We start from the raw sequence: 25,626 nt of genomic DNA, 5'->3' as shown, positions 1-25,626 counted from the left end.
CTGAAACGGCGCAGGCACGCGGCTCGCATCGAGGGACGGTGAACTCTCACCGAGCAGGTCTCTCGTGCCCCCCTCGAACAACAGCAGCGAAGCTATTCAGCGCATCTCCCTGAAGAACCGCGAGTACGCCTATATCGAGGACGCCAACCGTGGCGTCGTGCTCGTGGAGATCGGCCCCAAGGTCCTCACGCTGGAGGCCCACCTCACCCTCGTCACCAAGAGCCGGATGATCGAGCTGGGCACCGGCAGTTGGTGCGTCGTGCGCAACCCCGTGGTGCGCGAGAACGGCAAGGTCTCGCTGGATGACTTCGGCCAGGCTCGCATCGCCGTCGGCGATCGTGAGGTCCGCGTCGGTCCCCAGGTGTTCCCTCTGTATCCCGGTGAGGAGATGGAGGGTGAGATCGCTGCCGAGTACGTGCTCGGCGTCTATGACGCGCTCCGGCTGCGCGCTCTCAACGCCTTCACCGACGAGCGCTCTCCGGGAGCTCCGCGCCTCCGCGAGGCCGGTGATGAGTGGCTGGTTCGCGGGCCTGGCCGCTACGTGCCGAACGCGTCGGTGATCGTCGTCTCCGATGAGAAAGCTCGTGTGCTCAAGGAGACCGAGTACTGCGTCGTGCTCAATCCAGTGGATCGGGCCACCGGGAAGATTCAGGAGGGCCGCCGCAAGATCATCTCCGGACCGGATGTCTTCTTCCTCGAGCCGGGCGAGGCCCTGGAGGGTGATGTCCGCCGCAAGCACGTGCTCTCCGAGATGCAGGGGCTCAAGCTCCAGGCGCTCGATGACTTCTCCGAGCCTGAGGAAGGTGGCGAGCTTCGGCCCCGCAAGGCGGGTGACACGTGGATCGTCCGCGGGCCTCGGACGTATGTGCCCAACGAGCGGGTGCTGATCCACAAGGAGATCGTCGCGCTCTCACTGGGTCAAGGCGAGGGCCTCTACGTGAGGGATCTGCGCTCCGGCAAGGTGTCGCTGGTCCAGGGCCCGTGCCAGTTCATGCCCGAGGCCCACCAGGAACTGCACGAGAAGCGGCTCTCCCCAGACGCCGAGGCCCTGCTGGGATTGGCTCCTCCGTCGGCGGCTCCCCAGCTGGCTGCGGTGGACGGGAAGGATGCGAAGGCACCACGCCCGGCAGCAGCCTCCGCGGACCGCATCGATCGCACGCGAGCCATCGTCCTGCGCATCGAGGACAACACCGCGGTGCTCATCAACGACTTCGAGACCAACCATGCCCGGGTGGAGTTCGGTCCGGCGAAGGTGATGCTGCGTCCGTACGAGGACGTGACGGTGCTGGATCTGTCCGGTGCCACGCCCAAGCGGCCGCGGCAGCTCAAGGTGCTCATGCTGCGCCTGGGGCCGGACTTCGCCACGGACATGTTCGAGGTGGCCACGCGGGATCACGCCCGGTTGCGCATCAAGCTCTCGTACAAGTGGCAGTTCGACGTGGAAGGGGACTCGGAGAAGGACAAGGCCATCTTCCGGGTGAACGACTTCATCGGCTACGTGTGTGAGAACCTCGCGTCGCGCATCCGCCAGGTGGCCGCGGAGAACGACTTCGAGACGTTCCACAAGAACGCCAGCGTGTTGATTCGCCGCACCATCTTCGGAGTGGATGAGGCGGGCAAGGTGCGCAAGGACCGGCTGTTCTCCGAGAACCAGCTGCGCATCATCGACATCGACATCAAGGACATCGCCCCGGTCGATGACAAGACGGCGCTCAAGCTGCGCGAGGCCATCGACACCAACATCCAGATTCAACTGGATGCCTCCAAGCAGGAGGCGCAGGCGATGGCGGAGCTCAAGCGCATCCGCAGCGAGGAGGAGAAGCAGCTGGCGGACATCTCCAGCCACCGGAAGGCGGAGGCCGAGCGCCAGTCCCTCATCGAACTGCAGAACAAGAATCACCAGCTGGCCACGCTGAGCCACGCGAAGGTGGAGGCGGAGGCGCAACTCGAGAAGGCGAGGGTGGAGAGCGAGGAGGCTCTGGCCCGCGCCGAGGCCGAGGCCCGCGCGTCCCGCATCCGCACCGAGGCGGAGCTCGAGCGCGAGCGCAAGATGAGCGAGGTGTCGCTGGAGCGGCAGAAGCGCATGAACGATCTCGAGGTGGATCGGCAGGCGCGGTTGGCTGCCGTGGAGGCCGATCAGTTCCGCCAGCGCGTCGAGGCGCTCGGGGGTGGAGAGAACTTCGTCAAGGCGGTGGCGGCCCAGGCCCAGGCGGCGGTGGTGGGTGGGCTGGACAAGGTCGTGTTCCTGCCCAGCGGTTCGAACCTCAATCTGTTTGATTCCATGCAGGGGCTGCTCGGTCCGGGAGGCCGGGCCGTCACGGCGGACAAGGGCGCGGGCACTGGCAACTGAGGAGTGGGCGAGCACTCCTCGAGCCGCTGGCTGGGATGAGGCGGGAAGTCGCCGCCGGGGGGCCAGCCAGCGGCTTTCGCATCTCATTGGACAGAAGGCCCGTCCACGGCTTGTCGGGCACACGTGCCCGTAGAGATGCTTTCTCACATGGCCATCGCTGAACTTCACGTGCGAATCGGGAAGCTGCTCGCTGACGTCGATGAGGTTCTGAAGACGTCCGGTGGCGACGCCCGGTTGATCGAGCAGCTCGCCGATCATGCGCGTTGGGCGAAGCTCTACATCGATCTGGAGCTCGCCTATCAGCCCTACTGGGACGTCAGGGATGCCGACTGGGCCACGCGCCGGTTCGAGACCGAGGATCAGGCGCGACAGCTGTTGGTGGAGTTTCGCTCCACGATGCGCGATGTCTCGGCGGTGACCGCCGGGCACGTCCAGCTTCGCAACCTGCGAGCACGTGTCGAAGGCGTCCTGAATGTCTCCCAGGAATGGTGGAAGCAGCTGGCCGAGAAGAAGTGAAGGAGCCCTGCCGGGCGGGACCGGAGCCAACCTGTATGCTTGTCGGACAGGTTCGCAAACCATGCGCCCGACGGGGTGCTGTCTCCTCAGATGAGACGATGGCGTGACTCGGTCTCTTGAAGGTGGCGTCGTGCCTGGGTGAGCGCCTGTTGCGTGGACCTGGCACGTTGCTCCGCCTGCGAGACTTTCTGGGCTTGCACCTGCTCGGCTTCCTCGGCCGCTTCGAGTTCCTCGCGGGTCAGGCGTGCCTGCTCTTCCGCCTCTTCGAGCGCCTCTCGGGCGCGCTGGGCTCGTTCCTCGGTGGCATCGAGTGCGCTCCGGGCATAGCGACTTTTTGCCTCCGCGGTCCTGAGCGCTGCCTTGGCTCGTACCAGATCCTGGCGTGCGCTGCGATCGTCTCGTTCAGCTTGTTGTGCTTGTTGCCGGGCCTCGCGCTGGAGTTGTCGGAGTTCTACTTCGCGGTCTCGACGGGCCTGAGCCTTGGCCTCTTCGCGACGCTCGCGCCTGGAGGGGCGAGGCGGGGGCGGGTGGAGCGGCCGCTTGGGTGACGATGGCGTGCGCTGAGGCGCTTCATCCTCACGGACGCGCGGTGCCCAGGGGCCATGCAGCACCTTGCCACTCGTGAGCGCAGGTGTTGGTTCCGTTGGCTCTTCACGCTTCGCATGCCGCGGTGGCGGTAGCTGTTTCGCGGGTCTGTGGGGAGCGCGCTTCGGAACCGGGCCCACGAGCTGGAGTGCGGAGAATGCTCCGAAGCCCCCGGAACTGCGCAGCGGTCGCGTCAGCATGCCCTGGAGCAGGGTGGTGCGTTCCTCCTCCGTGCCCAGCGAGGCAGTTCGCAGCGTCTCGTCGATCTGACGGATGAGGTCGCCCGCGGCAGTCCGCCCCGCTCCAGCCAGCGAGGCGTTGGCGTCGTTCATCAACGCATCGAGTGCGCGTTGGAAGGATCGATTGGCCTCTTTGAGAGTCTCCGTCGCCAGCCCGGACATGGCCCGACGCTGTGCCTTCTCGAGCGTGCGCGCGGAGGCGAGCAGTTCTTCGAGATGCTCCGGATGCTGGTGGGCCAGCTGATTGACGATCCAGGCGGCGAGGACAGGGCGCTTGAGCTTTCGAGTGGCTTGCGCGTCCTGAGATCTGCCTTCTGAAGCGAATTCCCTGGCCAGTGCGTCCCGGGCTCGGGTGAAGTCCGCGAGGGGTAGGGCGTACAGCTCGCGCTGCCGGGCAAGGGAATCCGTTCCGTTGCCACCTCGCTTGCCCCTCGTTCGGGGGGGCGCTTTCGAGTGAGACGCCACCTCTCAAGGTGCGATCCGGTGCTGTGGGTTTGCAAGCATCGGTTCTTGTTTGCATCGAGGCAGGCCGGGTCTGATCATCGCGCCCATGACAGCAGCCTCGCCCTCCAGACGCCGCATCCTCGCGCCGTTGCCGGACCATGACTTCGATCCAACGGAGACTGCCATTCCATGGCATGCACTCACCCAGGCCGGGCACACCGTGGTGTTCGCCTCCGAGTCCGGTCAGGGAGCACCGCGTGCGGATCCGGTGACGCTGGGAGGGCCGATCCCAAAAGGGCTGCGGGTCAGCCCAGAGGCACTCGAGCGATACCGCGAGTTGGAGCGGGATGCCGCGTTCCAGCAACCGCTGCGGTGGCAGGACATCGAGCCGGATGCCTATGACGCGCTGCTGCTGCCAGGAGGCCATGCTCCAGGCATGCGCCCGTATCTCGAGAGTCCGGTCCTGCAGGGAAAGCTCGCTGCCTTCTGGGCATCGAAGCGGCCGGTGGGTGCCATCTGCCATGGCGTCCTGGCGCTCGCGCGCATCAAGGGCGCTGACGGGCGCAGCGTCCTGCACGAGCGGCGCACCACGGCGCTCACGAAGCTGATGGAGTGGGGGGCGTATGCCATGACGTTCCTGCGGGTGGGCAAGCACTACCGGACCTATGACGTCTATCTGGAGGACGAAGTGCGCTCCCTGCTCGGCGCTCCGTCCCAGTTCGATCGGGGACCGCTGGTGCTCAGCGGCACGCCTCGCCCGGAGGCGGGCTTCGTCGTGGAGGACGGGAACTATCTCTCCGCGCGCTTCCCTGGAGATGCCTGGGTGTTCGCGCGCCGCTTCCTCGAGAAGGTGAACGCCTCGCCCGCGTCGGCTCGTGGAGGCGGGTGAGCGTTCGCGCTCGCTCAGGTCCCCATGGCGATTGCCTCCGCTCCCGAGACTGCTCCGCTCCAGGACTCGGTTCCCCCCGAACTGGCGCAGGATGTTCCCTCAGCGCCCCAGAATCCCGTCCCGCAGCTCACTCCACGAGCCGTGATCTGGGGTGCGGTGCTTGGTTGTCTCCTGGGCGTGTCCAATCTCTACCTGGGCCTGGTTGCGGGAGCGGCCGTGTCCGTGGGGGCCACCGCGGCGCTCATCGCACTGCCCCTTCAGCGATTGTTAGCCAGATTGGCCCCCGGGCTCCTCGGGAGGCAGTTCTCGCTGCCCGAGGGATGTGTCCTCCAGACCACGGCCTCCGGAGCGGGCTATGCCACCGTGAGCAGCCTGCCCTCGATGGCAGTCGCCTGGATGCTGCTCCAGGGGCACCCCGCAGGGCGTGGCACCCTGCTCACCTGGACGCTGTGCACCTCGCTCCTGGGGATCTTCTTTGGACTGGCGTTGCAGCGTCGCCTCCTGGCGGATGGGCGCCTCGCTTTTCCTTCCAGCGTCGGAACGGCTGCGGCCTTGCGGGCCGTGCACTCCGGGCAGGGCTCCGCGCCCCAGGTCCGTGCCCTGATCGGCGCGGCCTCGGCCGTGGCCCTCGTCGCGACGCTGAGGGACAAGCTGCGCTGGAGTGTGCTCGAGCAGTGGGTGCCGCCGTGCTCGATGCTGATGGTAGGCGCCGGAGCGCTGATGGGACCACGGGTGGCGCTGTCCATGCTGCTGGGCGCGGGGGTGTGCTACCAGGTGCTCGTGCCAGCCCTGGCGGCGGAGCCCGGAGCGCCGCTCAGCCCCACCGCATGGGTGGGCACGCTCCTGTTGGTGGGCGCTGCGCTGATCCGCCTGCTGTCCTATGGGCTTTCGCTGTTGCGCTCCAGGCTGGCCCGCTCGGGACAACAAGAGGTGTCTCCTCCTGAAGGCACCAGAGAGTTGGTGCCTCGCGCCTGGTTCTGGGGAGGGCTGCTTGTCCTGTCAGGCGCCTCGGTGTGGCAGGCGTGGCAGGGGTTCGGGATTCCCTGGCCCCAAGGGGTCCTGGCCGTGGGCGTCTCCCTGGCGCTGACCGCGCTGGTGTGCCGCGTGTTGGCGGAAACGGGTTCGCCTCCGGACACCGCCGTGAACCAGATGGCGTGCGGGCTGCTCGTGCGCGGAGGCCCCTCCGCCAACCTCGTGCATTCCAGCCTTTCCTTCAATAGCTCGGCGGTGGGGGCGGATGTGCTCGCCAACCTCAAGACGGCGCAGTTGCTGGGCGCGGGATTGCGCCAGCAGCTCATCGCCCAGCTCCTGGGCTGCATCGTCGGCGTGCTGGTGCTGGTGCCCACCTTCTGTCTGTTGCTCCCCGATACGTCGGGCCTGGTGGAGTTCGGAGGGCAGTTCCCCGCACCCTCCGGAGTGCAGGCGCGCGTGCTCGCGGAGATGCTCGGCACGGGCTCGTGGGAGTTGTCACCCATCGCGCGATGGAGCGTGCTCCTCGCGCTCGTTGGAGGCGCGGCGTTGGCCCTGGCCGAGGCGTTGCTGCCCGAGCGCCTGGCCCGTTTCCTCCCATCCCCTCTGGGCATGGGACTGGCCTTCCTGCTGCCCCCCTATTTCTCGCTCTATGCCTGCGTGGGAGGAGTCCTCGGCTGGGCCGTGGCGAGGCGTCGGCCCGAGGCGGCGGAGCAGTGGGTACTGCCCGCCGCCTGTGGCCTGCTGTCCGTCGAGAGCCTGGTGCTCGCGGGTGGAGCCATGCTCACGACGTGGCTGACGCCGTGAGTGGGGAACTCAGTAGGTATACGCCGCGAAGAGCTGATACCCCGAGCCGGGGCGCCCCGCCCAGGCCGCGAGCACCCCGTTGGTCTGGTAGTAGATGGGAGTGGTGCGGAAGAAGCCGCTGCTTGTCCGCAGCGGGAACTGCCCCACGACGGTATAGGGCTTGGGCGAGCCACTGGCCGGGGCTGACGCCAGTCGCAAGGCCTCCACCCGCACCTCGCTGGCGCGCACGGTGATGGTCACCGTGCTCAGGCGGGCCTTGTCTCCCAGCGGCAGGTAGAAATCGGTCTGGGTGTTGGTGGCGTCCTGGTAGCCGTCGTAGCAATGAAGGTCGATCATTCCGGCGGATTCGATGAAGTGGCACTCCGCATCGGAGCCGCCGTAGCCATCCGTGCTGCTGCTGGTGGAGATGTGCGCGCCGAACCCGGTGGCCGAGGCGAAGTTGGTCACCACGAATACGGCGGTGCTCTTGCCTGTCGTGTTGAGGGACCCATCAAACGCGAGCGCATGCGGCGCGGCCATCAACGTGGCCATCGTCAGGACAGCTCGCAGCGGGGACAGTGGGCTCTTCATGATTCCTCTGGTTGGAAGGGGAGTGAGTGAGGCACGCCTCTTTGTGCAGCGCGTGTGCCAGCCCGGCTTCGGAGGCTTCTCTCGAGCGCTTCGCAGGGGGGCCGCTGGCTCGAGGGGAACGAGGCTCGCGCGCGGCGTTGCCTCCCCGTCCACAGCGCTCAGTTCGAGTGTGGACTGTTGCGCAACACTCGCGGTGTACAGTCCCGCACCGCCATGCGTTGCCCGCGCTGCCACCGTCGACTCCTGCCTGCTGCCGCGTGCCCCCTTCACGGAGAGCCCGCGCCCTCGCTCGTAGAGGAAGAACCGCTCCTGTCGCTGCCTCCAGGGTTCCAGGCCCTCTCGCTGCTGGGGCGTGGTGGCTTCTCCCAGGTGGTGGCGGCCCTTCGAGCGAGGGATGGCCAGCAGGTGGCTCTCAAGCTCGCGCGCACCCAGGGGGATCGGCGCTTCCCTCGGGAAGCCCAGGCCCTGCGGCGGCTCGGCCCGCCCACCACGCCGCTCCTGCTCGAGGAGGGTGTGCACGAGGCGCGTCCGTTTCTGGCCCTCGAGCAGCTCCAAGGGGAGACACTCGCTCGCTTCATGGCCGCTCTTCCGGGCTCAGGGGCGCTGCCGCCTGGGGAGGCTGCCGGGCTGCTGGTGTCCATCCTCGAGGCCGTGGCGCGTCTCCACGCGGTGGGGCTCGTCCACCGCGATCTCAAGCCGGAGAACATCTTCCTCCGGCGACAGGGGCTTCCCGCGTTGATCGATCTCGGGCTCGCCCGTGACGCGGATGCCACGCTGGCGGCACCTGAGCCAGAGCCGGTGACTCTCACGGGAGAGCAGCCCGGCACGTTGCTGTACATGGCTCCAGAGCTCTGCGCGGGTCCGGCGCCTGTCTCGGCAACCGGGGACGTGTATGCGTTGGGGGTCATCTTCTTCGAGCTCCTCACGGGCCGTCCGCCCTTCACGGGGGACAGGGCGGAGGTGCTCCAGGGCCACAGCGCGTTGCGGCCGCCTCGGCTGGCCTCGTTCCAGCCCGCTGCCGTGCCATGGGAGCCCTTCCTGTTGCGCTGTCTGGCCAAGGAGCCCACGCATCGGTTTGCTCACGGCGGCCAGATGCTGGCGGAACTGCGGCGCGTCCAGGCCGCCGGGCCTGTACCGACCGCCGAATCGCCTCTCTCGTCAGGCTCCTCGGCACCGAGGTCCCGAGCGCGCGCAGTGGCCCTGCTGGCCGTGGCTGCTCGCGCCCCGCTCCCAGAGCCTCTCTCCGCCTTCTCCGCTGAAGGGGGTGTGCTGGCTCGGGTGCACCCCGAGCTGTACGTGGCTGCCTTCCCAGAGGCCCTCTCTCCTGTCGCGGGGCTCAAGGCCGCGGCTCGCGCCGCTCTGCGTTGGGGCCGGGATCGACGGCTGCTCCACCTGGCCGAGCTGCAGGTGCACATGGGGCGGGGCGGGATCCGCCTGGCCGGCGCCGCGCTGGAGGAACTGCGCGCGCTGTGGGCCCGGGTTCCCCCGGGAGAGCACACATGGGTCTCCCCCGAGGCTTCTCCCTGGCTGGGAACCGATATCCTCCCGGAGCGCGAGGGTGGCTACCACCTGCTCCGCGAGGATCGGGGGATGGGAGTGGGCTTGGCAGCCCAGCCCGCGCCTCCTCTCGTGGGCCGTGAGCCATTGCTCGCCGCCTTGGAGGCGCGGGCCGTCGAGTCGCTGCGCCGCTCCCGCCCGGGGCTGGTGGTGCTCGAGGGAGGCCCCGGCTCGGGCCGCACCCGGGTGCTCGAGGCGCTCGAAGGACAGCTCTCTCTCCTCTCGGGAGCGCGGGTGGTGCGGTTGGGCTCCAGGCCCGAGTACTCGCAAGGCCAGGAGCCGTTGCTGAAGCCCTTGTTGGCGTTGGCTCCCGAGCCCTTGCCCGAGGAGGAACTTACAGCCGCACGGCACCTCCCACCCGATGCGCGGCGCCAGCGCCTGGCCCAGTTCGTGGCTCGTGCGCTGCGAGCGCGTGCCTCCCGTGGGCCCCTGCTCCTGCTCCTGGATGACGCAGGGCACCTGGACACGGTGACGCTCGATGCGGTGGTCCAGGCCACGAGCGGCGAGGAGCCCCTGCCGCTGTGGATCTGCTTGGCGTCCGGCCCCGAACTGGTGGCGCTGCGCCCGGCCCTGGTGGAGCGCTCGGGCCCTGACGGAATCTGCGTGCTTCAGCCGCTGACACCGGAGGATTCACAGCAACTGCTCCGGGCGCTGCTGTCGCCGGTGGAGTACGTGCCGCAGGCCTTGCTCGAGCAACTGGCGGCTCTGGCGGGCGGAATCCCGCGCTACCTGGTGGAGCTGGTTCGAGCGCTCCACGCCACGGGCTCGGTGCGCCGCACTGTGGGGGGGGCCTGGGAACTCTCCCTGGAGGCCGGGCCCGTGCGCTCCGTGGCGGTGTTGCTCGAACCCCTGGCCGAGCAGAGCCTCTCCGCGCTGCCTCCTTCCCTCCAGTCCCTGGCGCGGCTGGGCGCCGTGATGGGAGAGGGGCTCTCCGAGGAGCGCTTCGCACAGGCACTTCCCCTGTTGGAGCAGGAGCCCTCACTGGCGGCCCTCGCTTCGCTGGATGCGGGGGCAGGGCTGCGGCGGCTGGCCCGCGCGGGCCTTCTGCACGAGGGGAGCTCGGGGGCGTATTCCTTCTCTCATCCCGTGCTGCGCGAGTCCCTGGAGGCGGGTCTGCCCCTCCACCTGCGAGTGCTGTTGCACCGGGCTGCTCTCGCGACCACCGGGGGTACACCTCAGCGCGACGCACTGCTGCGCCAACGTGCCCGCCACGCCACCGTCGTGGGCGAGGTTCAGCTGGCGTGCGAGGCCTGGTTGGAGCTGGCGGAGCGGGCGCGAAAGGCCTTCCGGGACGTGGACGCGGAGCAGGCCTGCTCCGCCGCCCTGGAGTTGCTGCCCGCCGAGGATGCGCCGCGCCGCCTCCGCGCGCTGGCTGCGAGGGGCAGGGTGCGTCTGCGCTCCCATCGCTACCGGGAAGCGGGAGAGGATGTGGCTCGAGCCGCGGAGCTGGCGCTGGAACTGGGAGAGCGCGCCGAGGCCGCGCTGCTGTTGCTGGAGCAGGCCACCGCCCGCGACTGGCTCGAGGACTGGGAGGCCGCGGACGCACTCGTGGGCCGTGCCATGGAAGTAGGGCAGGGGCTCGCGGAGCAGGAGCCCCTCGCCGGAAGGCTCGCTCTGGCGAGGGGGCGGACGGAAGGCCGCCGCGGGCGCTGGGACGTGGCGCTGCCACTGCTCGAGCAGGCCGCTCGCGGAGCCGAGCATTCGGGAGACACCGAGGTGCTCTCCGTATCCCTCACCATGTGGCCTGTAGGGCTGGCCTATCTGGGGCGTTTGGAGGAGGCAGAGAGCGTCTTCTCCCGAGCCCTCTCGCATTGCCAATCATGCGGAGACACGCTGCATCTGGCTGTCGTCCACATGAACCGATTCGCGCTGTGGCTCTCGCGGCTGGATTTGACGCGGGCCGTGGAGGATCTGCGTCAGGCCCAGACCCTGGCTCGTGCGCTGGCGCATGTGCAGGTGGAGCGCTTCAGCACCTTCAACCTGGCCGTCTTCCTTTTGATGCTCGGCCGGGTGCCGGAGGCGGAGGCTGCGGCCCTCCGAGCGCTGGAGCTGGGGCAGCGCTTCTTCCCCGAGCCCTCGTTGGGCGCGGACAGGTTGCTCATGGCGAGGCTGTGCCTGGAGAAGGGGCAGGGGGTTGAGGCTCGACAGCACGTGGACTGGGTGGAGACCCACGCCGCTCCTCCTCCCGATTCCACCCCCGAGCTGCTGCTAGCGCTGGTGAGGCAGGTGCTCGCTCAGGAGGCGGAAGGCTGCTTTGCCAAGGCGCAGTGGGACGCGCTGCTGGCCCAGGCTCGCGAGCGCTGTGCCCCGTTCGAGCTGGTGGATGTGTTGCTCGAAGCCGGAGCCTGCGCCGTCCGCGCCAGGGCTCACGAGCCGCTCCAGCACCTGTTGGCGGAGGCCGAGCAGCTCGTCACCCGCACGCCTGCCTTTCGCACGAGGCTCGATGCGTTGATGGCGCGCGCCGCGAGTGTCTGAGTTTAGCGCTACTCCATGGGTTGGCACCCGTCTTGCTTTGGTACGGGAAACCCACAAGGGGGAATGCGCAATGGAGCGGAGAGGCTGGATTCGAGAGGTGATGAGCGCGTGCCTGATGGTGCTGGTCCTGGTCGCACCCATGGCAAGCAGGGCTGACACGGCGGAGCCGGAGATCGCGCCGCAGTGGATACGGTGGGGTAACGGATTGAAGACGGACTATCTCATCTTCAATGCGCTCTCCGCGAATTCCACCGCGAACCAGGCACTGGTGGATAATCCGCTCAACACCCAGAGCTTCGCGACGGTCACCGCGCTGCACGATGCCCTGCACGATCCATGGGCGCGCGTCTTCATGAAGTACCTGGTGTCCTGCGCGCTGGCGCCGGATCAGAAAGTGGAGTGGACATCCTCGGTCCCGGGGATCCCTCCGGAGACCTGGTATGGCGGCGGGGGACTCTGCAGTAGCTGGGGATCCGTAGCCCCCTCAGTCCTCTCCAACAAAGATGAATGCCTGGAGTTGGTGTCCGCCTGCATTCTGGCTCGCAACAACCCAGCCGCGGCACGGGTCCGCATCAACTTGCGAGGCGGGGGCTTGGCGAATCCTGCCGTCCTGAAGCCCAGGGCGCGAACGAATCCGGATCTGTTCGTGCCTTCGATGATGTTGAACAATGGGACGGTCCAGATGGCTCAGCCCATTCCGAGCTTCCAGCCGTGTGATTCGGCCACGGGAAGCGATTGTGGCTGGCGATCTGTGTCCGTAGGGGTCTGCTCGGCGAACGCCCCCATTACGTTCACCGTGAGTTCCAGCCTGGGGAGCTCCATCTGTGGCGCCCTGCGGGCCTGTGAAGGTATACGGGGATGCACGCAGACCGAGAAGCTCGCCGAGAGAGGGACCTCCTGCGGCAGCAACTCCGTGGACTTCCTCTGCCCCTCTTCGGGCCGGTTCAGCGTGATGACTGCGTTCTCTTCTCAGACGTCCCAACCAGATGACAACTCGTGGGACGGCCAGACAGCGATCGGAACGAAGGCCCGGCTCATGAACGAGGGGGAGCTGTTTACCCGCCGCGAGGGCGCCTTCTACGGCAACATCTTCGGTAGCAGTGCGATCCTGCCGGGGCTCTTGGTGAAGTACAACACGACCACCCAGGAGACCATCTTGACCATACACGGGGCGCTCCCCGCCGAGTATGTCCGTCAGGGCGAGGGATGGTGCAGGCGGGTTTCGGGCGGGAGGTGTGTGGAGGCCGTTCCTCGGATACCTCGTGGAACCTCCGTCTACATGAAAATGTATTCCTGCTCGGATCCAGCCTTTCCAGGGGGGGATGCGAATCTTCCAGGCCGGGTCTGTGCGCTTCCCAATAACTCGGAGAACTGCGCCGCCCACCTCATGGGCTCGTGCACCAGCACCAAGACCGGGGGCACGGGGCGCTGCCTGGAAGACAGTGTTTACGGCCTGTACAACTGCATGGGCAAGGAAACGGCGGCCTGGGCTCGTCCCGTCATGACGTACGTGCCCTAGCGAAGCCATCACTCGCCGCACCGAGGAGTGCACGGGATGAGCCTTTCATCAGGGGAAGAGTTGGCACGGGGGACCTGGGTCGGCGAATGGAGGATCGAGAGCCGGGCAGAGGAAGGTGGCTCGAGCATCCTCTATCGGGCCCGTCACACCACCAGCGGTGAGCCCGCGGCGCTCAAAGTGTTGCGTGCCGAGTATGGCTTCTTCCCCTCGGTGCTGCGCCGCTTCCACCAGGAGGCGGCGATCCTGGAGAGCGTGAGGCATCCCCACGTGGTGGTGTTGCGCCAGTCAGGTGAACTGGAGGACGGGCGCCCCTGGCTGGCCATGGAGTGGGTGGAGGGCGGCACGCTCTCCGCGTGGATGGACTCGCGGGGCCGGCTGGAGGCCTCAGAGGTGCTCCCGCTCCTCGAGCAACTCTGTGGGGCGCTCCAGACCGTCCATGCGGCGGGCCTCGTCCACAGGGATCTGAACACGCGCAACGTGTTGGTGCGCCAGAGCCCTGGTGCTCCCCAGTTGGTGCTGGTGGACTTCGGCATCGCCCGGGCGCTCGAGCCCGGCGCCGGATCGCCCCACACCAGTACGGGCCGCGTGCTGGGCACTCCGGTGGCGCTGGCTCCCGAGCAGATCCGTGCGGTGGCGGTGGATGCGCGCACGGACCTCTATGCCCTGGGCGTGCTGCTGTACGAACTGCTCAGTGGACAGCCCCCCTTTCGTGCCAAGGGGGTGGCCGAGCTGATGGAGCAGCACCTCATCGCGCCCGTGCCCTCGTTGACCTCGTTGGTGCCCGTGTCTCCGGCGGTGGATGCGGTGGTGCGGCGCTGTCTGGCGAAGCAGCCCGAGAATCGCTTCGCGACCGCCAGCGAGGTGTTGGAGGCGATGACGGAAGCCCTGCGTCCACCGGCCCGTGCGAGCGCACCCGCGCGGGCCGCGGCGCTCTACCTGGAGCTGTCCGCGGCGCCCGAGGCGGAGGACACCGCGCTGGAGATGCTGGATGTGCTGTGGGAGCGCGCTCTTGTCGCGATGCGATCAGGCGGGCTGGAGATCCAGGCCGAGGGTGCTGGCCTGCTGTTGGCTACGGCTCGGCTGCCGGCGGGGGCCGAGGCGGAGCGTCTGGAGCGGGCCCGGCTCCTCGCGCTGGCTCGAGAACTGGAGCGGATGCTGGCGGAGGCGGCACGCGGTGAGGCATTGACGGTGTCGCTCCAACTGCATGCCGCCGAGGAGGAGGGCTCCGAGCTGCTCCACCCTGCACGCTGGACCCGGCCTGGGCCGGGAGTGTGGGCCACCGAAGCGGCGCGGCAGGGGTTGGAGGAGGCCGAGGGCCTCGGTTAGCGCTTGAGTCCGTGCCGGCGCAGCAATCGGTAGAGGTACACCCGATCGATGCCCGCTGCTGCTGCGGCCTGGCTCAGGTGGCTTCCGTGGCGCTCCAGCAGGGTCGAGAGGTAGCGGCGCTCGAAGTCATCCAGCGCCTGCCGTCTCGCCTCGGTGAAGGGCACGTTCACGTCCACAGCGGGTCCATCACTGGCGGGCAGCCACCCCGCTTCGTCGGAGAGGGGAGGCGCCTCATCGAACACGAGGCAGCGCTCGAGGTAGTTGCGCATCTCCCGCACATTGCCCGGCCACGCCCACTGCTGCAGCCGGGTGAGCAGCTCTGAGGTGAGCAGCGCCTCGCGGCGTTCCTCGGAGGCTCCCAGCGAGGCCAGCACGGCCAGGGCCACCTCGCGGAGATCCTCCGGCCGCTGGCGCAGCGAGGGCATGACGACGCGCACCACGGCGAGCCGGAAGAAGAGATCCGTGCGGAAGGCGCCGGTGTTCACCAGCCGCCGCAGATCGCGATGGGTGGCGGCGATGATGCGCACGTCCACGGGCCGCCAGATGTTGGAGCCCACGCGGCGCACCTGGCGGGCCTCCAGCACGCGCAGCAGCTTGGGCTGGAGCTCCGCGGGCAACTCGCCCACCTCGTCCAGGAAGACCGTGCCGCCCTGCGCCTCCTCGAAGGCCCCGATGCGGCGGTTGGTGGCGCCGGTGAAGGATCCCTTCTCGTGGCCGAACAGCTCGCTCTCCAGGAGCGGGGCGGGCAGGGCGGTGCAGTCCACGACGAGAAAAGGCTGATCCTTGCGCGGGCTGGCCTCGTGGAGCGCCTGGGCGGCCTGGCTCTTTCCGGTACCTGTCTCGCCCTCCAGCAGCACGGTGGCATCGCTGGTGGAGGCGCGCTCCAGCAGGGCAAAGGTGGTGCGCATGGCGGCGGAGGTGCCCGCCAGTGAGCCAAAGCGCGTCTTCTCCGAGAGGGGCAGCCGATTGCTCTCGGGGCTGAAGTCGAAGCGGAGCACGGTGGCGCCCAGGCGCAGCAGGCTGCCCCCGCGCAGCAGCGCCTCCTTGACGCGCACCCCGTCCACCACCGCCCCGTTGAGGCTGCCGAGGTCGCGCAGCGTGACGCCCTCGGAGCCCACCTGCAGCTCACAGTGGAAGCCGGAGACGGTGGGCTCCTCCAGCACGAGATCATTGCTCGGGTGTGAGCCCACCGAGCCTCGATCCGCGCTGGACTCCCACGTCACGCCTGCCTGGGCTCCCTCCATGACGGTGAGCCGGAACCGGCGGATGCGGCCCGGCTCGGGAGCTCCGGGCGTCGCATGAGGCAGGGTCTTCCGTGTGGGATCTTCTGGAGTCGATGGCCTGTCCGGCATGGTCTTCTCAGACGCCGGCCAGGGACACGTTCTGCTGGCGCTTCGAGAGCACCTTCACCGGCTGGATCGCCATCACCCGCATGAAGACCTGGAGCAGCTCCGGGTCGAACTTGTTGCGCATCTCCGTCCACATCAGCATCAGCGCCACGTCGGGCCCGTAGGCATCCCGGTACGGCCGCTTGCTCGTCAGCGCGTCGAACGCGTCGCAGATGGCGATGACCTTCGCGAACACACCCAGGTTCGTCTTGGGGATGATCATCTGGATGTTGCCGCGCGCATCCCGCACCGCCGTCCCGAAGTCCGCCTTGTGCTCGAACGTCGTCACCACGCGCAGCAGCGTCGAGCGCGAGAAGCCCTTCTCCATGAGGATGTTGCGGACGGAGATCAGCGGCGCCTTCTGGATCTGCGCCTTCTCGTCCACCGTCAGCGCCCCGCGCTTCGTCGCCAGCTCGTCCGGGATCGTCGTCATCCCCGCGTCGTGGAACAGCGCGATGTAGCCCAGATCCCGCAGCTGCGGCTTGGTCAGCCCCAGCTCCGCGCCGAACACGATGCTCATCAGGCACACGTTCACCTGATGGAAGACCAGGTACTCGGCCTCGCGCTTCGTGGTCGTCATGCCCAGGAAGTGTGTCTTCTGGTCGTACGAGACGTCCACCAGGTCCTGTACCAGTCGCAGCGCCTTGGACGAGTTCAGCGGCTTTCCGGCTCGCACGGACTCCAGGTACTTCTGCAGGAAGACGACCGCGCGCGCGTACACCGTCATCGCGTACTTCTTCCGGTCGACCTTCTGATCGTCCGGGTTGTCCAGCCGGTCCGCTTCCTTGTTCAGCTTCTCGCGCAGCTTCGAGAAGCGGGCCACCTTCATGTTCAGCAGCTTCCGGTTCTCCAGGCCCTCTTCGGACGCCTGCTCTGTCTGCTCCTTGCTGAAGATCCAGACGAAGTTCTTCAGCTCCGGCAGGGTGATGGGCTTGGACACCGTGAAGCCGCCCACGTCCTTGGCGCGCATCTCGGACAACAGGTAGCGCTGGTTCTCGATCGAGTTCAGGTCCACCTTCACCAGCATGTTGTTCAGGTAGAAGGAGTCCTTCACGCCCACCAGATCCAGACGCCCTTCCTTGGAGATGATCTGGTTGACGACGTCCTGGAGCTGCGCCAGCGGCTTCTCGAACACGGCGTTGTCCGGATCGTACATTTTCACGGAGCGCACCAGCATGTAGAGCCCGGACACCAGTCCGCGCGCCAGCGTCTGCAGTTTCTCCGAGTGCCCTCGGCCGAACTCGCCGATGTTCTCGTTCTGGGCCTGGGTGATCTTCAGGTTCTCGGCCATGGACTCACGCCTCCTCGGTGGCGGTTGCGTCGCCGAACAATGCCTTGCGGGTCTGATACATCGCCTTGCGCGCCGCGGTGAGCACCTCCGTTGGCTGCGCCTTGTCCTCCACCACGCCCTGCAGCACCTTGTACGAGTGCACGTTGCACGCGGCCGCCAGCCCCTGGATGGCCAGCAGCTTGTCGTCCATCACCTTCTTCTTCGTCAGCAGCGAAGGCTTCACCGACAGCAGGTGTGTCAGCCACGTCAGCGCGTTGGGGCTGCCCGTGGAGCCCAGCGCCGCGTAGAACGCCGTGCGCTCGTCCGGCGTCTTCTTCTCGAAGTTGCTCGAGTCCTTGATGACGCGCAGCAGGTCCAGGTACGCCTTGTCGTTGTCGAACTCGGGCAGCAGCTTGGCCGCCTGGATGCGCACCTGGGAGATCGGATCGTGGAGCAGATCCGACATCATCTTCCGGGCCTCGCCGCTGTGGCTCAGGGCGATGATGTTCATCACCTCGAGCTTCACCACCAGGTTCTTCCCCTTGAGCACCTGCCCGAACATCTTCAGCCGGTCCGGGTGCTGGCACTTCTCCAGGATGTAGACCATGTCGCGCACGGTCTGCGGCCGGTCCGACTGCAAGCGGATGACGAACGGGTCCGGCCGGTTCTTCGCGAAGCTCGCCAGCACGTCGCACAAGAGCACCCGGTTCTCCTGCACCTCGATCGTCTCCAGCACCGTGAGCAGGGGAATGATCGCGGGCTCGTCCAGCACCTGCAGGTAGCGGGTGATGTCGGCCGGGTTCTTCGGCTTGCTGTGCTTGAGCCCCTCGCCCATTCGATTCAGGCGCTGCTCGTCTCCCATCTTCTGCACGAAGTAGGCGAGCAGCCGCGCGATGGGGTTGCCCTCCGCTTCTTCGCGCTGGGACAGGGCGCGCAGCTTGAGCACCATCTGGTTGATGGTGCCGTAGTCGTCCTGGATGAGCATGGCGTCCAGCAGTTGGACGAAGATCTCCTCCAGCAGCGCCACGTCCTCCACGCCGCCTTCCACCACCTGGAAGATGGCGCTCACCAGCTTGGGGAAGAGGCGGGAGTTCTCCTCCTCGTCGATCTCCTTCTGCAGCCGGGCCTTCAGCGTGTCCGTGGCGTACGTGCCCTGCACCACCACGCCGCGAATCTGCTCCACGCCGTCCATCTGCGTGTCCAGATCGTCCGCGGACACGCGCGCGAAGCGCAGGAAGTCATCCGAGTTCGTCCGCAGCCGGGCGTAGAGGTAGCCCACCACCTTGTCCACCTCGACGGCCACGTCCTCGTCCGAGGCGCCGTCGATGGAGAAGCCCTCCACCACCACGTACTCCACGTGCTCCAGGTTCGCCTTCCACAACTGAGACAGCACGTCGTCCGCGCCGCGCTCCGGCTCCGAGAGCGCAATCAGCGTGAAGGTGACCAGCTCCGGCAGCATCATCCCCGGCCGGAAGATCAGCTGGCGGATGCCGTCGCGGAAGAACTTGTAGGGCAGCGGCGTGGACTCGGAGAACAGCGGCTCACCGAACAGCAGGAAGTTCTGCTGTTCCACTTTCAGTGAGAGCGGGCCGTGCTTGGCCGTGTATTCCTCGATGGCCTCCAGGGCACGGCCGAGGAACTCGGGAAACTTCGCCTCGTTGTGGCGATACATCCCGATCTGTTTGATGCCCTTGAGGAGCTGGAACGTGAAGTTCCGTGCCTGTTCCACCTTCTCGCGTACCACTGGATCCGCGGAAGGCTCCGGCGCTGTTCCCTGGGCGTTCTGAGGTGAGGCCATGCGGTCCCGACGGTCCGAGCAGAGGGTGGGGGGAACCCCAGTCTACTCGCTCGGACGCTTCGGGAGAGTCCTGTAACCGAAGAACTACCCGCTGGCCATGTAGGGCGAGGAACTACCCGGAGGATGGCCCCTCGCCCGGCAGGCGTTTACTGGGCCACGGCGGCCGTGTCGGGATCCACCTCGGCCATGAGCGCGGCCAGCTCGGACTTGAGCTTGTCCTTGGCGCGGATCTCCAGCTGGCGGGCGCGCTCGCGAGAGAAGCCGAAGTGCTCGCCCAGCTCCTTGAGCGTCATGGGGCGCTCGTTCATGACGCGCTGCTCGATGATGAAGCGCTCGCGCGGATCCAGCCGGTTGAGGGCGGTGCGCACACGGGTGTTGATGAGGCCGGCCTCTTCCTTGTCGGCGAACTCGTCATCCTGGGGAGCGCTGGCGCTCACCACGAAGTCCACGTGGCTGTTGCCGCCGTCCTCGCCCATGGGCGCGTCCAGGGAGAGATCGCGGCCGCCCATGCGCTGCTCCATCTCGCGCACCTCGCCGGGCTTCACGTGCAGCTTCTTGGCGATGTCGTCCACGTTCACCACGGAGCCGTCATCCGCGCCGAACTTCTCCAGCTCGCGGCGGGTGCGCGCCAGACTGAAGAACAGCTTGCGCTGGGCCTGCGTCGTCCCGAGCTTCACCAGCGACCAGCTCTTGAGGATGTAGTTCTGGATGTACGCGCGGATCCACCACACCGCGTAGGAGATGAGGCGAATGCCCTTGTCCGGGTCGAACTTCTGCACGGCCTTCATCAGGCCGATGTTCCCCTCTTGGATGAGATCGCTCATCTTGATGCCGTAGGAGCGGTACTCGTAGGCGACCTTGACGACGAAGCGCAGGTTGGAGGTGACCAGGCGGTGACCCGCGGACAGGTCGCCCTTGATGAACTTCCGCGCCAGGGCCTGCTCCTCCTCGACGGAGAGCAGGGAGTACTGGTTGATCTCCGAGAGATACATGGCCAGGGAGCCGGAGTTGGACGACTGCTCATGGGCGTTCTGCATGATGGGTTTCTCCCGACGAGAGGCCTGAGGCCGATGGAGTGGGTTGGCACCGCTTGACGACCGCACGCTCCATGCCAGGAGCAACCGCGGTGCCAGCCCTCGTTCATGGAAAATCCCCTGGAATAGCAGGGGGTTGACGTGGAGCCCGGCTGGAAGGGAGGCCGGGAGAAGGAAAGGGTTACAGGCCGCTGCCAGGAACCCCGGTCCAGACGGTCTGTAGAAGTTGCGCAACGCTCAGCCGATACCTCCAAGCCCAGGGGATGAGATGGGGAGTCCGTCCCTGCTTTCCAACCCTGTAACGGGGTGGGCCTGTGTCGTCTGCCCGAGTCAACGGGCTCGAACGCCCGGAGGGCAGGCGAGGCGGCTCAGGAGGCGCTGCGCTGGGAGCCTGCCGCCGCGCGCCGGGCCTCGATGAAGCGGCGCAGGGGCTGGAGCAGGCGCTCGGCCTCTCCCGACTCGAGGGGCCGCTGGCCGAAGCGGGCCTCCAGGTAGCGGCGGGTGAGGGGGGCCAGGGGCTCGGCCAGAGAGTGGTGCTCGCGGACGAGGCGCGCGGTGAGATCCTCCAGCGTCTCGCCCTCGTGGGAGCGGACGCCGGCCTCGCGCAGCATGCGCTCCGCGATGTCCACCAGCTTCGTGGCCGCGTGTGGCCGGGTTGCGGAGAGCCGTCCGGAGAGGAAGCGCCACACGCTGTAGGTGACGAGGCCTGCCAGCAGCGCCAGTCCCCAGACGCGGGCCGGTGGCAGCCGGGCGGGGCCTCGGGCCGGATCGCGCGGCGGGCGGATGAAGCGCTGCGCGACGTCCATCTGATCCTTGAGGGAGAAGTCGACGACGGAGGAGCGCCAGGTGGCCTCGAGGGCTTCGTACAGGCCGGTGAGCACCTGGAGCACGGCCACGGACTGGCTCGCGCGGTTGCCGGGGGGCGTCGCGTCCACGGTGATGAAGCCCCGGTTCGGAACCAGCACGTGCGTCCAGGCGTGGGCATCTCCGGCACGCAGGATGTAGTCCTCGCCCGAGCGCTCGCCGCCGAAGAAGCCCGAGGCCAGCCGTGCCGAGAAGCCCTGGGTGCGCAGCATGAGGGTGAGCGCGGTGGCGAAGTGCTCGCAGTGGCCCGCTTTGCGCACGAAGAGGAAGTCCGCGAGGGGATCCTCCACATCGCCCGACAGCTCCAGCGTGTACGCGTACTCGCGCTGCAGCCAGGCGGATAGCTTCTGCGCGGCGGCCAGCGGATCCTTCTCTCCGCCGATCACCTGCTGGGCCAGCCCCGCCACACGGGGATCCAGCCGATCGGGCAGCGCCAGGAGCTGGCCGCGCTCGGCATCGGTCAGCTTGGTGGCGGAGTCCTCCTCCGGAGGCAGGCTGGTGGCCTCATAGGAGTAGCCGAGGGCGGCGTCCATGAAGCGAACTTCGCCGCCCCCCAGCTCCTGCAGCGAGGTGCGTCGGCTGCCTCCCGCCGAGTGCGCCACGGCGTTGCCCATGCGCGTGGGCGTCTCCAGCGCCACCAGGGTGCGAGCGCCATATGCGGGCAGCAGCTCGATGCGCTGATGGAGCGAGCGCTCTCCGCCGGGCCGCAGTGTCACCCGCTGGCGCGAGCGCTTCTGGTCGCCGACGCTCGTCCACTCCTGTCCATCGAAGGTGTCATAGGTGCGAGCCACCCAGTACGCGCCGAGCTGATCCACGCTGGGATCCGGGGTGATGTGAGCGCGCAGCACCACGCGGGGGTTGCTCTTGAGGGTGCCCGCGCCGCCCAGACGCACCGTGTCCGAGAGGCCGGTGGTGGCGCCCAGGCCCGGCGAGGCCCGCCGTGCGGCCATGTTCCAGTTGAGGCGTGGGAAGAGGATGAAGAAGGCGGCCGCGCCGCACACGGCGAAGATCAGGCCCACCGAGAGCGGGCGGACCACGGCGCGCACGGGCAGGGGCTCGCCCTCGGGGACGGCGGCCTCCACGACGCCGAGGCCCATGGAGAGGCTGGCGAACGCGCAGAAGGCCACCAGGAACACCGCGAAGACCAGCTCGCCGGAGAGCGCCGCGCCACCGGCCACCATGAGCAGGCCCGCCAGGTGCACCTGGCCGTCCGTTCGGGAGTCCGGTGCGGACAACATCCGGTGGCCGGCGATGAGGCCCGCGAAGGAGCATGCGGCCACCACCAGGTCCAACTGTCCGGCATACACCGAGAGGCCCAGCACGGCCGCCATTGCCAGGAGTAGCAGCGCGGTGAGGCGGGGGCGCTTCGCGAACGCGCGCCAGCCCAGCAGCGCGAGCCCCAGCGCCAGGCCGAAGAGGGCAATCGTCCACAGCGGGAGCTGGCCGGACACGATCATGGAGCCGAACGCCGCGCCAGCGCCCAGATCGCGCAGGGCGAGCCTCAGGCGGGAGGGCGCGCTCATGCCGCGGCCTCCTTGTCCTCGCGTTGCTCCTCGAAGCCCACCCAGGCCAGGGCACGGAGGATGTGCCGTTCCTGGACGATGCCCACCGCGGGGCGCAGGCGATCTCCCGGTGTCTCCAGCCCCACTTCGTTGCCCGCCTCGAGCAGATCGTGGGAGAGGGCGGCCACCTCCTCACAGCGGCGATCCAGCGCTTCGCCCGTGAGGCCGGGCGGGACGGTGAGGTTGTATGTGCGGCGCTCCTCGCGCTCGCGCTCCACCTTGATCAGCTTCCCCATGGAGGCGCTCTTGAGCCAGTGCACGCGGCGAGCGTCCTCCATCGGGCCTAACTCGCGCAGCCCGGCCAGGTCTCCCGTGCCGTCGTTGCGCCGGGGCGTGCTCGCATCCCCGAAGGCCCCTTGCAGGGCGTTGTCCGGAAGCTGGCATGCGTAGCCGCGCCGCGGGTAGACGAGCAGGGTGCCTTCCAGATCGAAGACGCGCGTCTTGGCGAAGATGCCCAGCGGCCAGGTGGTGGTCACCCTCACGCCGTTCAGCCGCATCGGGCCTCGCCGGGGCGCGGTGAGATCGGCACGCACGACGTGCTCGGTGCCCGCGCGCAGGTAGCCCACGCGCCCTTCGCCGGTGAGAGGCGTATCCACCTCGGCAAGGGTGAGGGCGAAGGCGTGGCCCTGGTGTCGGGTGATGGCCCAGCGGTAGGCGAAGGGTTCGCCCGCGAAGGCGGACTCGGTACCCAGGCGGCGCACGCTCAAGTGGCGCAGGCAGCGCTCGGAGAGCACGCCGGACACCACCACCATGGCCAGCAGCAGGCCCAGCACCAGGTAGAGCAGGTTGTTGCCGGTGTTGAGCGCGCCCAGGCCGACGCCGAAAGTCACCACCAGATAAGTCCGTCCCGTGCGCGTCACCTTCAAGGTGCGCGGAGGACGCAGGGCACGCAGCCGCGTCCACAGGGCCTGGAGCCGCGCCTTCACCGAGGTGCCGCCACCTTCCGGGAGATCTCCTCGAGCAGGTGGGAAGCCTCCTCCCGGGCCGCTGCCCCCTGCACGTTGCTGCGAAGCATCAGGCGGTGCGCCAGGCACGGCACCAGCACCGCCCGCACGTCCCCCGGCGTCACGAAGTCACGCCCCTCCCAGAGGGCATGGGCTCGGGCCGCGGCGCCCACCGCCAGCACCGCGCGGGTGGAAGCGCCGCGCTCGATGTCCCCGTGCTCGCGCGTCGCCTTGGCCAGCCGCACCACGTACTCCGCCACGGAGTCATCCATCCTCAGATCCGCGGCGAGCGCGCGCAGGCCGATCAGCTCCTCGGGGCCTGTCACTGGCTCCAGCTCCTCCACGGGAGGCGTCCTGCCGCGCGTGGTGAGCAGCCGTGCCTCCACCTCGGGGGACGGGTGCCCCAGCGACAGCCTCATGAGGAAGCGATCCAGCTGAGAGTCCGGCAGCGGATACGTCCCGGTGAGATCCAACGGATTCTGCGTGGCCACCACCGTGAAGGGCGAGGGCAGGGGATGGGTGCTCCCGTCCAGCGACACCTGCCCCTGGGCCATGCCCTCCAGCAGCGCGGACTGGGTGCGCGGCGGGGCACGGTTGAGCTCGTCGGCCAGCACGAGCTGCCGGAAGATGGGACCTTGTCGGAAGCTGAACGTGGAGCTCGAGGTGTGGAAGACCTGCGCGCCCAGGATGTCCGCGGGCATCAGGTCCGCGGTGAACTGGATGCGCGCGAAGCTCAGCCCGCACGAGCGAGCCAGCGCCTCGGCCAGTGTCGTCTTGCCGACACCGGGCACGTCCTCCAGCAGCAGGTGGCCTCCGGCAACGAGGCTGGTGACGGTAAGGCGGGCTTGGGCCTCCTTGCCCTGCACCACACGCGAGAGGTGGGCGGCGATCCTCTCCAGGACCGAGCGCGCGGAGGCAACAGTGGGGGCGGAGACAAGTGCGCGGGCAGGTTGGTTCATCTGCCGCGCAGTCTACCTGAGGCGTCCCCTCGGCGGGGTGCCTTGCCGGGCAGCGGGGCCTTCAGGCCCGCTCGCTGCCCGGACGGGCAAACATCAGGCGAGGATCTCTTCCGGAGTGTAGTAGGCGCGCGGCGACGTGCCCGTGCTCACCCCGAAATAGCGGAACATCCGCTCATGGTGCCCGGCCAGCCCGCGGAACTGCACCTTGTGGTGCGCCGGCAGGTCCTTTGTCAGCACCACCACCGCCGTGTCCTTGAACTCGCGCAGGTGGGTGAAGTCCAGCATCACCTCCTGAGAGCCCAGCTCCTCCAGCGAGCGACGCAACTGCGCCGCGGTGCGCCAGTCCAGCGTGCCCTCGAGCCGAAGGGTGATTCGCCCTGCAAGCTCTTCCTGGTGGATCTGCAGCCCCGCCATGATGTCCTCTCTCCCCTTGTTGCCGAATCGTGAGCGTGTCGTCAGCAGACAGACACGGTGCCTGAATGCATTTCCTGGGCCGAACAGGGTGCTCCAAAGTCCTGGAAATTCCAGGGAGTGGCCCTGAACGGCGGGAACAATTCGCGCAAAGCGGGAGTATTTGCAGCCCCCCTCCGGAAAATATCGGGTGGAGTGTCCTGCACCCATCGGACGGGTTGTTGCGCAGCGGTCAGCCCCGGCTGCCATCCGTCTGCTGCTGAGCACGCAAGGTGAGCTCGCGTTCCTGCTGTTCCTTCAGTTTGCGGAACTCGCGGACCACCTTGGCGGGGTAGCCGGACATGAACTTCTTACGGACTTCGCGCTTGGAGAGGATCTTCTTCGCCATTCCCGGGCCGGCGTTGTAGGCGACGAGGGCGTGCTCCAGCGAGCCGAAGCGCTCGATGAGGTTGGCCAGGTACGCGGTGCCCAGCTCGATGTTGGTCTCCGCGTCGAAGAGGTTGGTGGAGCGGCCCAGCCGGTAGCCGGCCTTGTCGGCCAGGTAGTTGCCGGTGTCCGGCATCACCTGCATGAGCCCCATGGCGCCCACGCCGGACACCGCGTAGTTGTTGAACGAGCTCTCGCAGCGGATCAGCGCGATCACCAGCAGCGGGTCCATGTTGTTGCGCTGGGCCTCGCGGACGATGGCCACCGCCACGCGCCGCTGCTGCCGGGTGGGCAGGCCCGAGGCCTTCACCGCATCCGCCACGCCCAGGCGCTGCGCCTCCTGGTAGTGGGCCTCGTCCTCGTACGCATGCAGGCGTGTCTCGACTTCCTTGAGCCTCGCCTCGCGCTCGGCCAGCTGCGCGCGCAGCGCCGCGAGCTCCGGAGTGTCCACCACCGCCCCATCGGGAAGCTGGAAGAAGCCGGGGATCGCCGCCCCCGTCAACATCCCTGTCGCCGCCACCGCCACCACCCACCGCTTCATACCCAGTCTCCCCCAGCGCACCGACCCCGCGCCCCGTTACACCTGCCGCCAGCTCAAGCACCCGGCGTGCCAGCAACGGGACTCGCGTTTCTCTGTCATTAAGATCCAGGAGAGATCAGAACCCGTGCGGCGCACGGAGCGGTGGAGACGAGGCGGTAGAAATGCCCGGATGTGGAAGAGCTT

General features: G+C 68.0%; 18 protein-coding genes. 7 read left to right on the top strand and 11 right to left on the bottom strand.

Features of this window, described 5'->3' with window-relative positions; translation table 11 throughout:
* Positions 1–64 precede the first annotated feature (64 nt).
* A complete protein-coding gene (locus tag KY501_RS28810; protein ID WP_224366681.1) occupies positions 65–2,350 on the top strand; it encodes a hypothetical protein in 2,286 nt (761 codons plus the stop codon).
* A gap of 147 nt (positions 2,351–2,497) precedes the next feature.
* Positions 2,498–2,866, top strand: coding sequence for a hypothetical protein (locus KY501_RS28805; RefSeq protein ID WP_224366680.1), 369 nt, complete (start codon positions 2,498–2,500; stop codon positions 2,864–2,866).
* An 86-nt stretch (positions 2,867–2,952) separates the two neighbouring features.
* Here the strand turns inward: KY501_RS28805 and KY501_RS28800 are convergent, their stop codons facing one another.
* Entirely contained in the window at positions 2,953–3,852 is a 900-nt protein-coding gene (locus KY501_RS28800) for a hypothetical protein (protein ID WP_224366679.1), read from the bottom strand.
* A 388-nt stretch (positions 3,853–4,240) separates the two neighbouring features.
* Between KY501_RS28800 and KY501_RS28795 the strand changes: the two genes are divergently transcribed.
* Complete coding sequence (locus KY501_RS28795; protein WP_224366678.1) at positions 4,241–5,023, top strand: type 1 glutamine amidotransferase domain-containing protein; 783 nt, start codon at positions 4,241–4,243, stop codon at positions 5,021–5,023.
* Positions 5,024–5,047: 24 nt separating this feature from the next.
* Positions 5,048–6,799 carry an OPT/YSL family transporter gene (locus tag KY501_RS28790; protein WP_224366677.1) on the top strand — a complete coding sequence of 584 codons (1,752 nt, stop codon included), beginning with the start codon at positions 5,048–5,050 and terminating at the stop codon, positions 6,797–6,799.
* Positions 6,800–6,808: 9 nt separating this feature from the next.
* Here KY501_RS28790 and KY501_RS28785 read toward each other — a convergent pair whose 3' ends face one another.
* Positions 6,809–7,369 carry a hypothetical protein gene (locus KY501_RS28785; protein WP_224366676.1) on the bottom strand — a complete coding sequence of 187 codons (561 nt, stop codon included), beginning with the start codon at positions 7,367–7,369 and terminating at the stop codon, positions 6,809–6,811.
* Between the two features lie 213 nt (positions 7,370–7,582).
* On the opposite strand from KY501_RS28785, the gene KY501_RS28780 reads away from it, so the two are divergent.
* The 3 genes from KY501_RS28780 to KY501_RS28770 all read left to right on the top strand — a co-directional run bounded on the left by KY501_RS28780 (position 7,583) and on the right by KY501_RS28770 (position 14,246).
* The gene (locus tag KY501_RS28780) at positions 7,583–11,401 is read left to right on the top strand and encodes a serine/threonine-protein kinase (RefSeq protein WP_224366675.1); all 3,819 of its coding nucleotides are present in this window, start codon (positions 7,583–7,585) and stop codon (positions 11,399–11,401) included.
* A 100-nt stretch (positions 11,402–11,501) separates the two neighbouring features.
* Positions 11,502–12,920 carry a hypothetical protein gene (locus KY501_RS28775; protein ID WP_224366674.1) on the top strand — a complete coding sequence of 473 codons (1,419 nt, stop codon included), beginning with the start codon at positions 11,502–11,504 and terminating at the stop codon, positions 12,918–12,920.
* Positions 12,921–12,956: 36 nt separating this feature from the next.
* Positions 12,957–14,246 (top strand): serine/threonine-protein kinase, encoded by a 1,290-nt coding sequence (locus KY501_RS28770; protein WP_224366673.1) that lies wholly within the window; start codon positions 12,957–12,959, stop codon positions 14,244–14,246.
* Here the strand turns inward: KY501_RS28770 and KY501_RS28765 are convergent.
* The 9 genes from KY501_RS28765 to KY501_RS28725 form a co-directional block, all read right to left on the bottom strand.
* Entirely contained in the window at positions 14,243–15,598 is a 1,356-nt protein-coding gene (locus tag KY501_RS28765; RefSeq protein WP_224366672.1) for a sigma 54-interacting transcriptional regulator, read from the bottom strand. The genes KY501_RS28770 and KY501_RS28765 overlap by 4 nt on opposite strands.
* A gap of 7 nt (positions 15,599–15,605) precedes the next feature.
* Positions 15,606–16,925: an HD-GYP domain-containing protein gene (locus KY501_RS28760; RefSeq protein WP_224366671.1), complete on the bottom strand. Its 1,320-nt coding sequence runs from the start codon at positions 16,923–16,925 to the stop codon at positions 15,606–15,608.
* A gap of 4 nt (positions 16,926–16,929) precedes the next feature.
* On the bottom strand, positions 16,930–18,702 hold the full coding sequence (locus KY501_RS28755; RefSeq protein WP_224366670.1) for a HEAT repeat domain-containing protein: 1,773 nt from the start codon (positions 18,700–18,702) through the stop codon (positions 16,930–16,932).
* A 146-nt stretch (positions 18,703–18,848) separates the two neighbouring features.
* The gene (locus KY501_RS28750; RefSeq protein WP_224366669.1) at positions 18,849–19,739 is read right to left on the bottom strand and encodes an RNA polymerase factor sigma-32; all 891 of its coding nucleotides are present in this window, start codon (positions 19,737–19,739) and stop codon (positions 18,849–18,851) included.
* A 365-nt stretch (positions 19,740–20,104) separates the two neighbouring features.
* On the bottom strand, positions 20,105–22,123 hold the full coding sequence (locus KY501_RS28745) for a transglutaminase TgpA family protein (RefSeq protein ID WP_224366668.1): 2,019 nt from the start codon (positions 22,121–22,123) through the stop codon (positions 20,105–20,107).
* Positions 22,120–23,088 (bottom strand): DUF58 domain-containing protein, encoded by a 969-nt coding sequence (locus KY501_RS28740; protein WP_224366667.1) that lies wholly within the window; start codon positions 23,086–23,088, stop codon positions 22,120–22,122. Before KY501_RS28740 ends, KY501_RS28745 begins: the two co-directional genes overlap by 4 nt.
* Positions 23,085–24,065 (bottom strand): AAA family ATPase, encoded by a 981-nt coding sequence (locus tag KY501_RS28735; protein ID WP_224366666.1) that lies wholly within the window; start codon positions 24,063–24,065, stop codon positions 23,085–23,087. Before KY501_RS28735 ends, KY501_RS28740 begins: the two co-directional genes overlap by 4 nt.
* A gap of 93 nt (positions 24,066–24,158) precedes the next feature.
* Positions 24,159–24,479: an STAS domain-containing protein gene (locus tag KY501_RS28730; protein WP_224366665.1), complete on the bottom strand. Its 321-nt coding sequence runs from the start codon at positions 24,477–24,479 to the stop codon at positions 24,159–24,161.
* A 229-nt stretch (positions 24,480–24,708) separates the two neighbouring features.
* Positions 24,709–25,443, bottom strand: a complete 735-nt coding sequence (locus KY501_RS28725; protein WP_224366664.1) for a lytic transglycosylase domain-containing protein — start codon at positions 25,441–25,443, stop codon at positions 24,709–24,711.
* Positions 25,444–25,626: the final 183 nt, after the last annotated feature.

The sequence above is a fragment of the Hyalangium versicolor genome (assembly GCF_020103695.1).
Taxonomy (GTDB): Bacteria; Myxococcota; Myxococcia; order Myxococcales; family Myxococcaceae; genus Hyalangium; species Hyalangium versicolor.
The sequence above is the reverse complement of the archived record's forward strand: the minus strand, read 5'-3'. Positions and strand labels throughout refer to the sequence as shown.

Coding starts and splice junctions, on each gene's coding strand:
- KY501_RS28805 (WP_224366680.1), top strand. CDS start 2,498: ATGGCCATCGCTGAACTTCACGTGCGAATCGGGAAGCTGCTCGCTGAC.
- KY501_RS28800 (WP_224366679.1), bottom strand. CDS start 3,852: ATGTCCGGGCTGGCGACGGAGACTCTCAAAGAGGCCAATCGATCCTTC.
- KY501_RS28795 (WP_224366678.1), top strand. CDS start 4,241: ATGACAGCAGCCTCGCCCTCCAGACGCCGCATCCTCGCGCCGTTGCCG.
- KY501_RS28790 (WP_224366677.1), top strand. CDS start 5,048: ATGGCGATTGCCTCCGCTCCCGAGACTGCTCCGCTCCAGGACTCGGTT.
- KY501_RS28785 (WP_224366676.1), bottom strand. CDS start 7,369: ATGAAGAGCCCACTGTCCCCGCTGCGAGCTGTCCTGACGATGGCCACG.
- KY501_RS28780 (WP_224366675.1), top strand. CDS start 7,583: ATGCGTTGCCCGCGCTGCCACCGTCGACTCCTGCCTGCTGCCGCGTGC.
- KY501_RS28775 (WP_224366674.1), top strand. CDS start 11,502: ATGAGCGCGTGCCTGATGGTGCTGGTCCTGGTCGCACCCATGGCAAGC.
- KY501_RS28770 (WP_224366673.1), top strand. CDS start 12,957: ATGAGCCTTTCATCAGGGGAAGAGTTGGCACGGGGGACCTGGGTCGGC.
- KY501_RS28765 (WP_224366672.1), bottom strand. CDS start 15,598: ATGCCGGACAGGCCATCGACTCCAGAAGATCCCACACGGAAGACCCTG.
- KY501_RS28760 (WP_224366671.1), bottom strand. CDS start 16,925: ATGGCCGAGAACCTGAAGATCACCCAGGCCCAGAACGAGAACATCGGC.
- KY501_RS28755 (WP_224366670.1), bottom strand. CDS start 18,702: ATGGCCTCACCTCAGAACGCCCAGGGAACAGCGCCGGAGCCTTCCGCG.
- KY501_RS28750 (WP_224366669.1), bottom strand. CDS start 19,739: ATGCAGAACGCCCATGAGCAGTCGTCCAACTCCGGCTCCCTGGCCATG.
- KY501_RS28745 (WP_224366668.1), bottom strand. CDS start 22,123: ATGAGCGCGCCCTCCCGCCTGAGGCTCGCCCTGCGCGATCTGGGCGCT.
- KY501_RS28735 (WP_224366666.1), bottom strand. CDS start 24,065: ATGAACCAACCTGCCCGCGCACTTGTCTCCGCCCCCACTGTTGCCTCC.
- KY501_RS28730 (WP_224366665.1), bottom strand. CDS start 24,479: ATGGCGGGGCTGCAGATCCACCAGGAAGAGCTTGCAGGGCGAATCACC.
- KY501_RS28725 (WP_224366664.1), bottom strand. CDS start 25,443: ATGAAGCGGTGGGTGGTGGCGGTGGCGGCGACAGGGATGTTGACGGGG.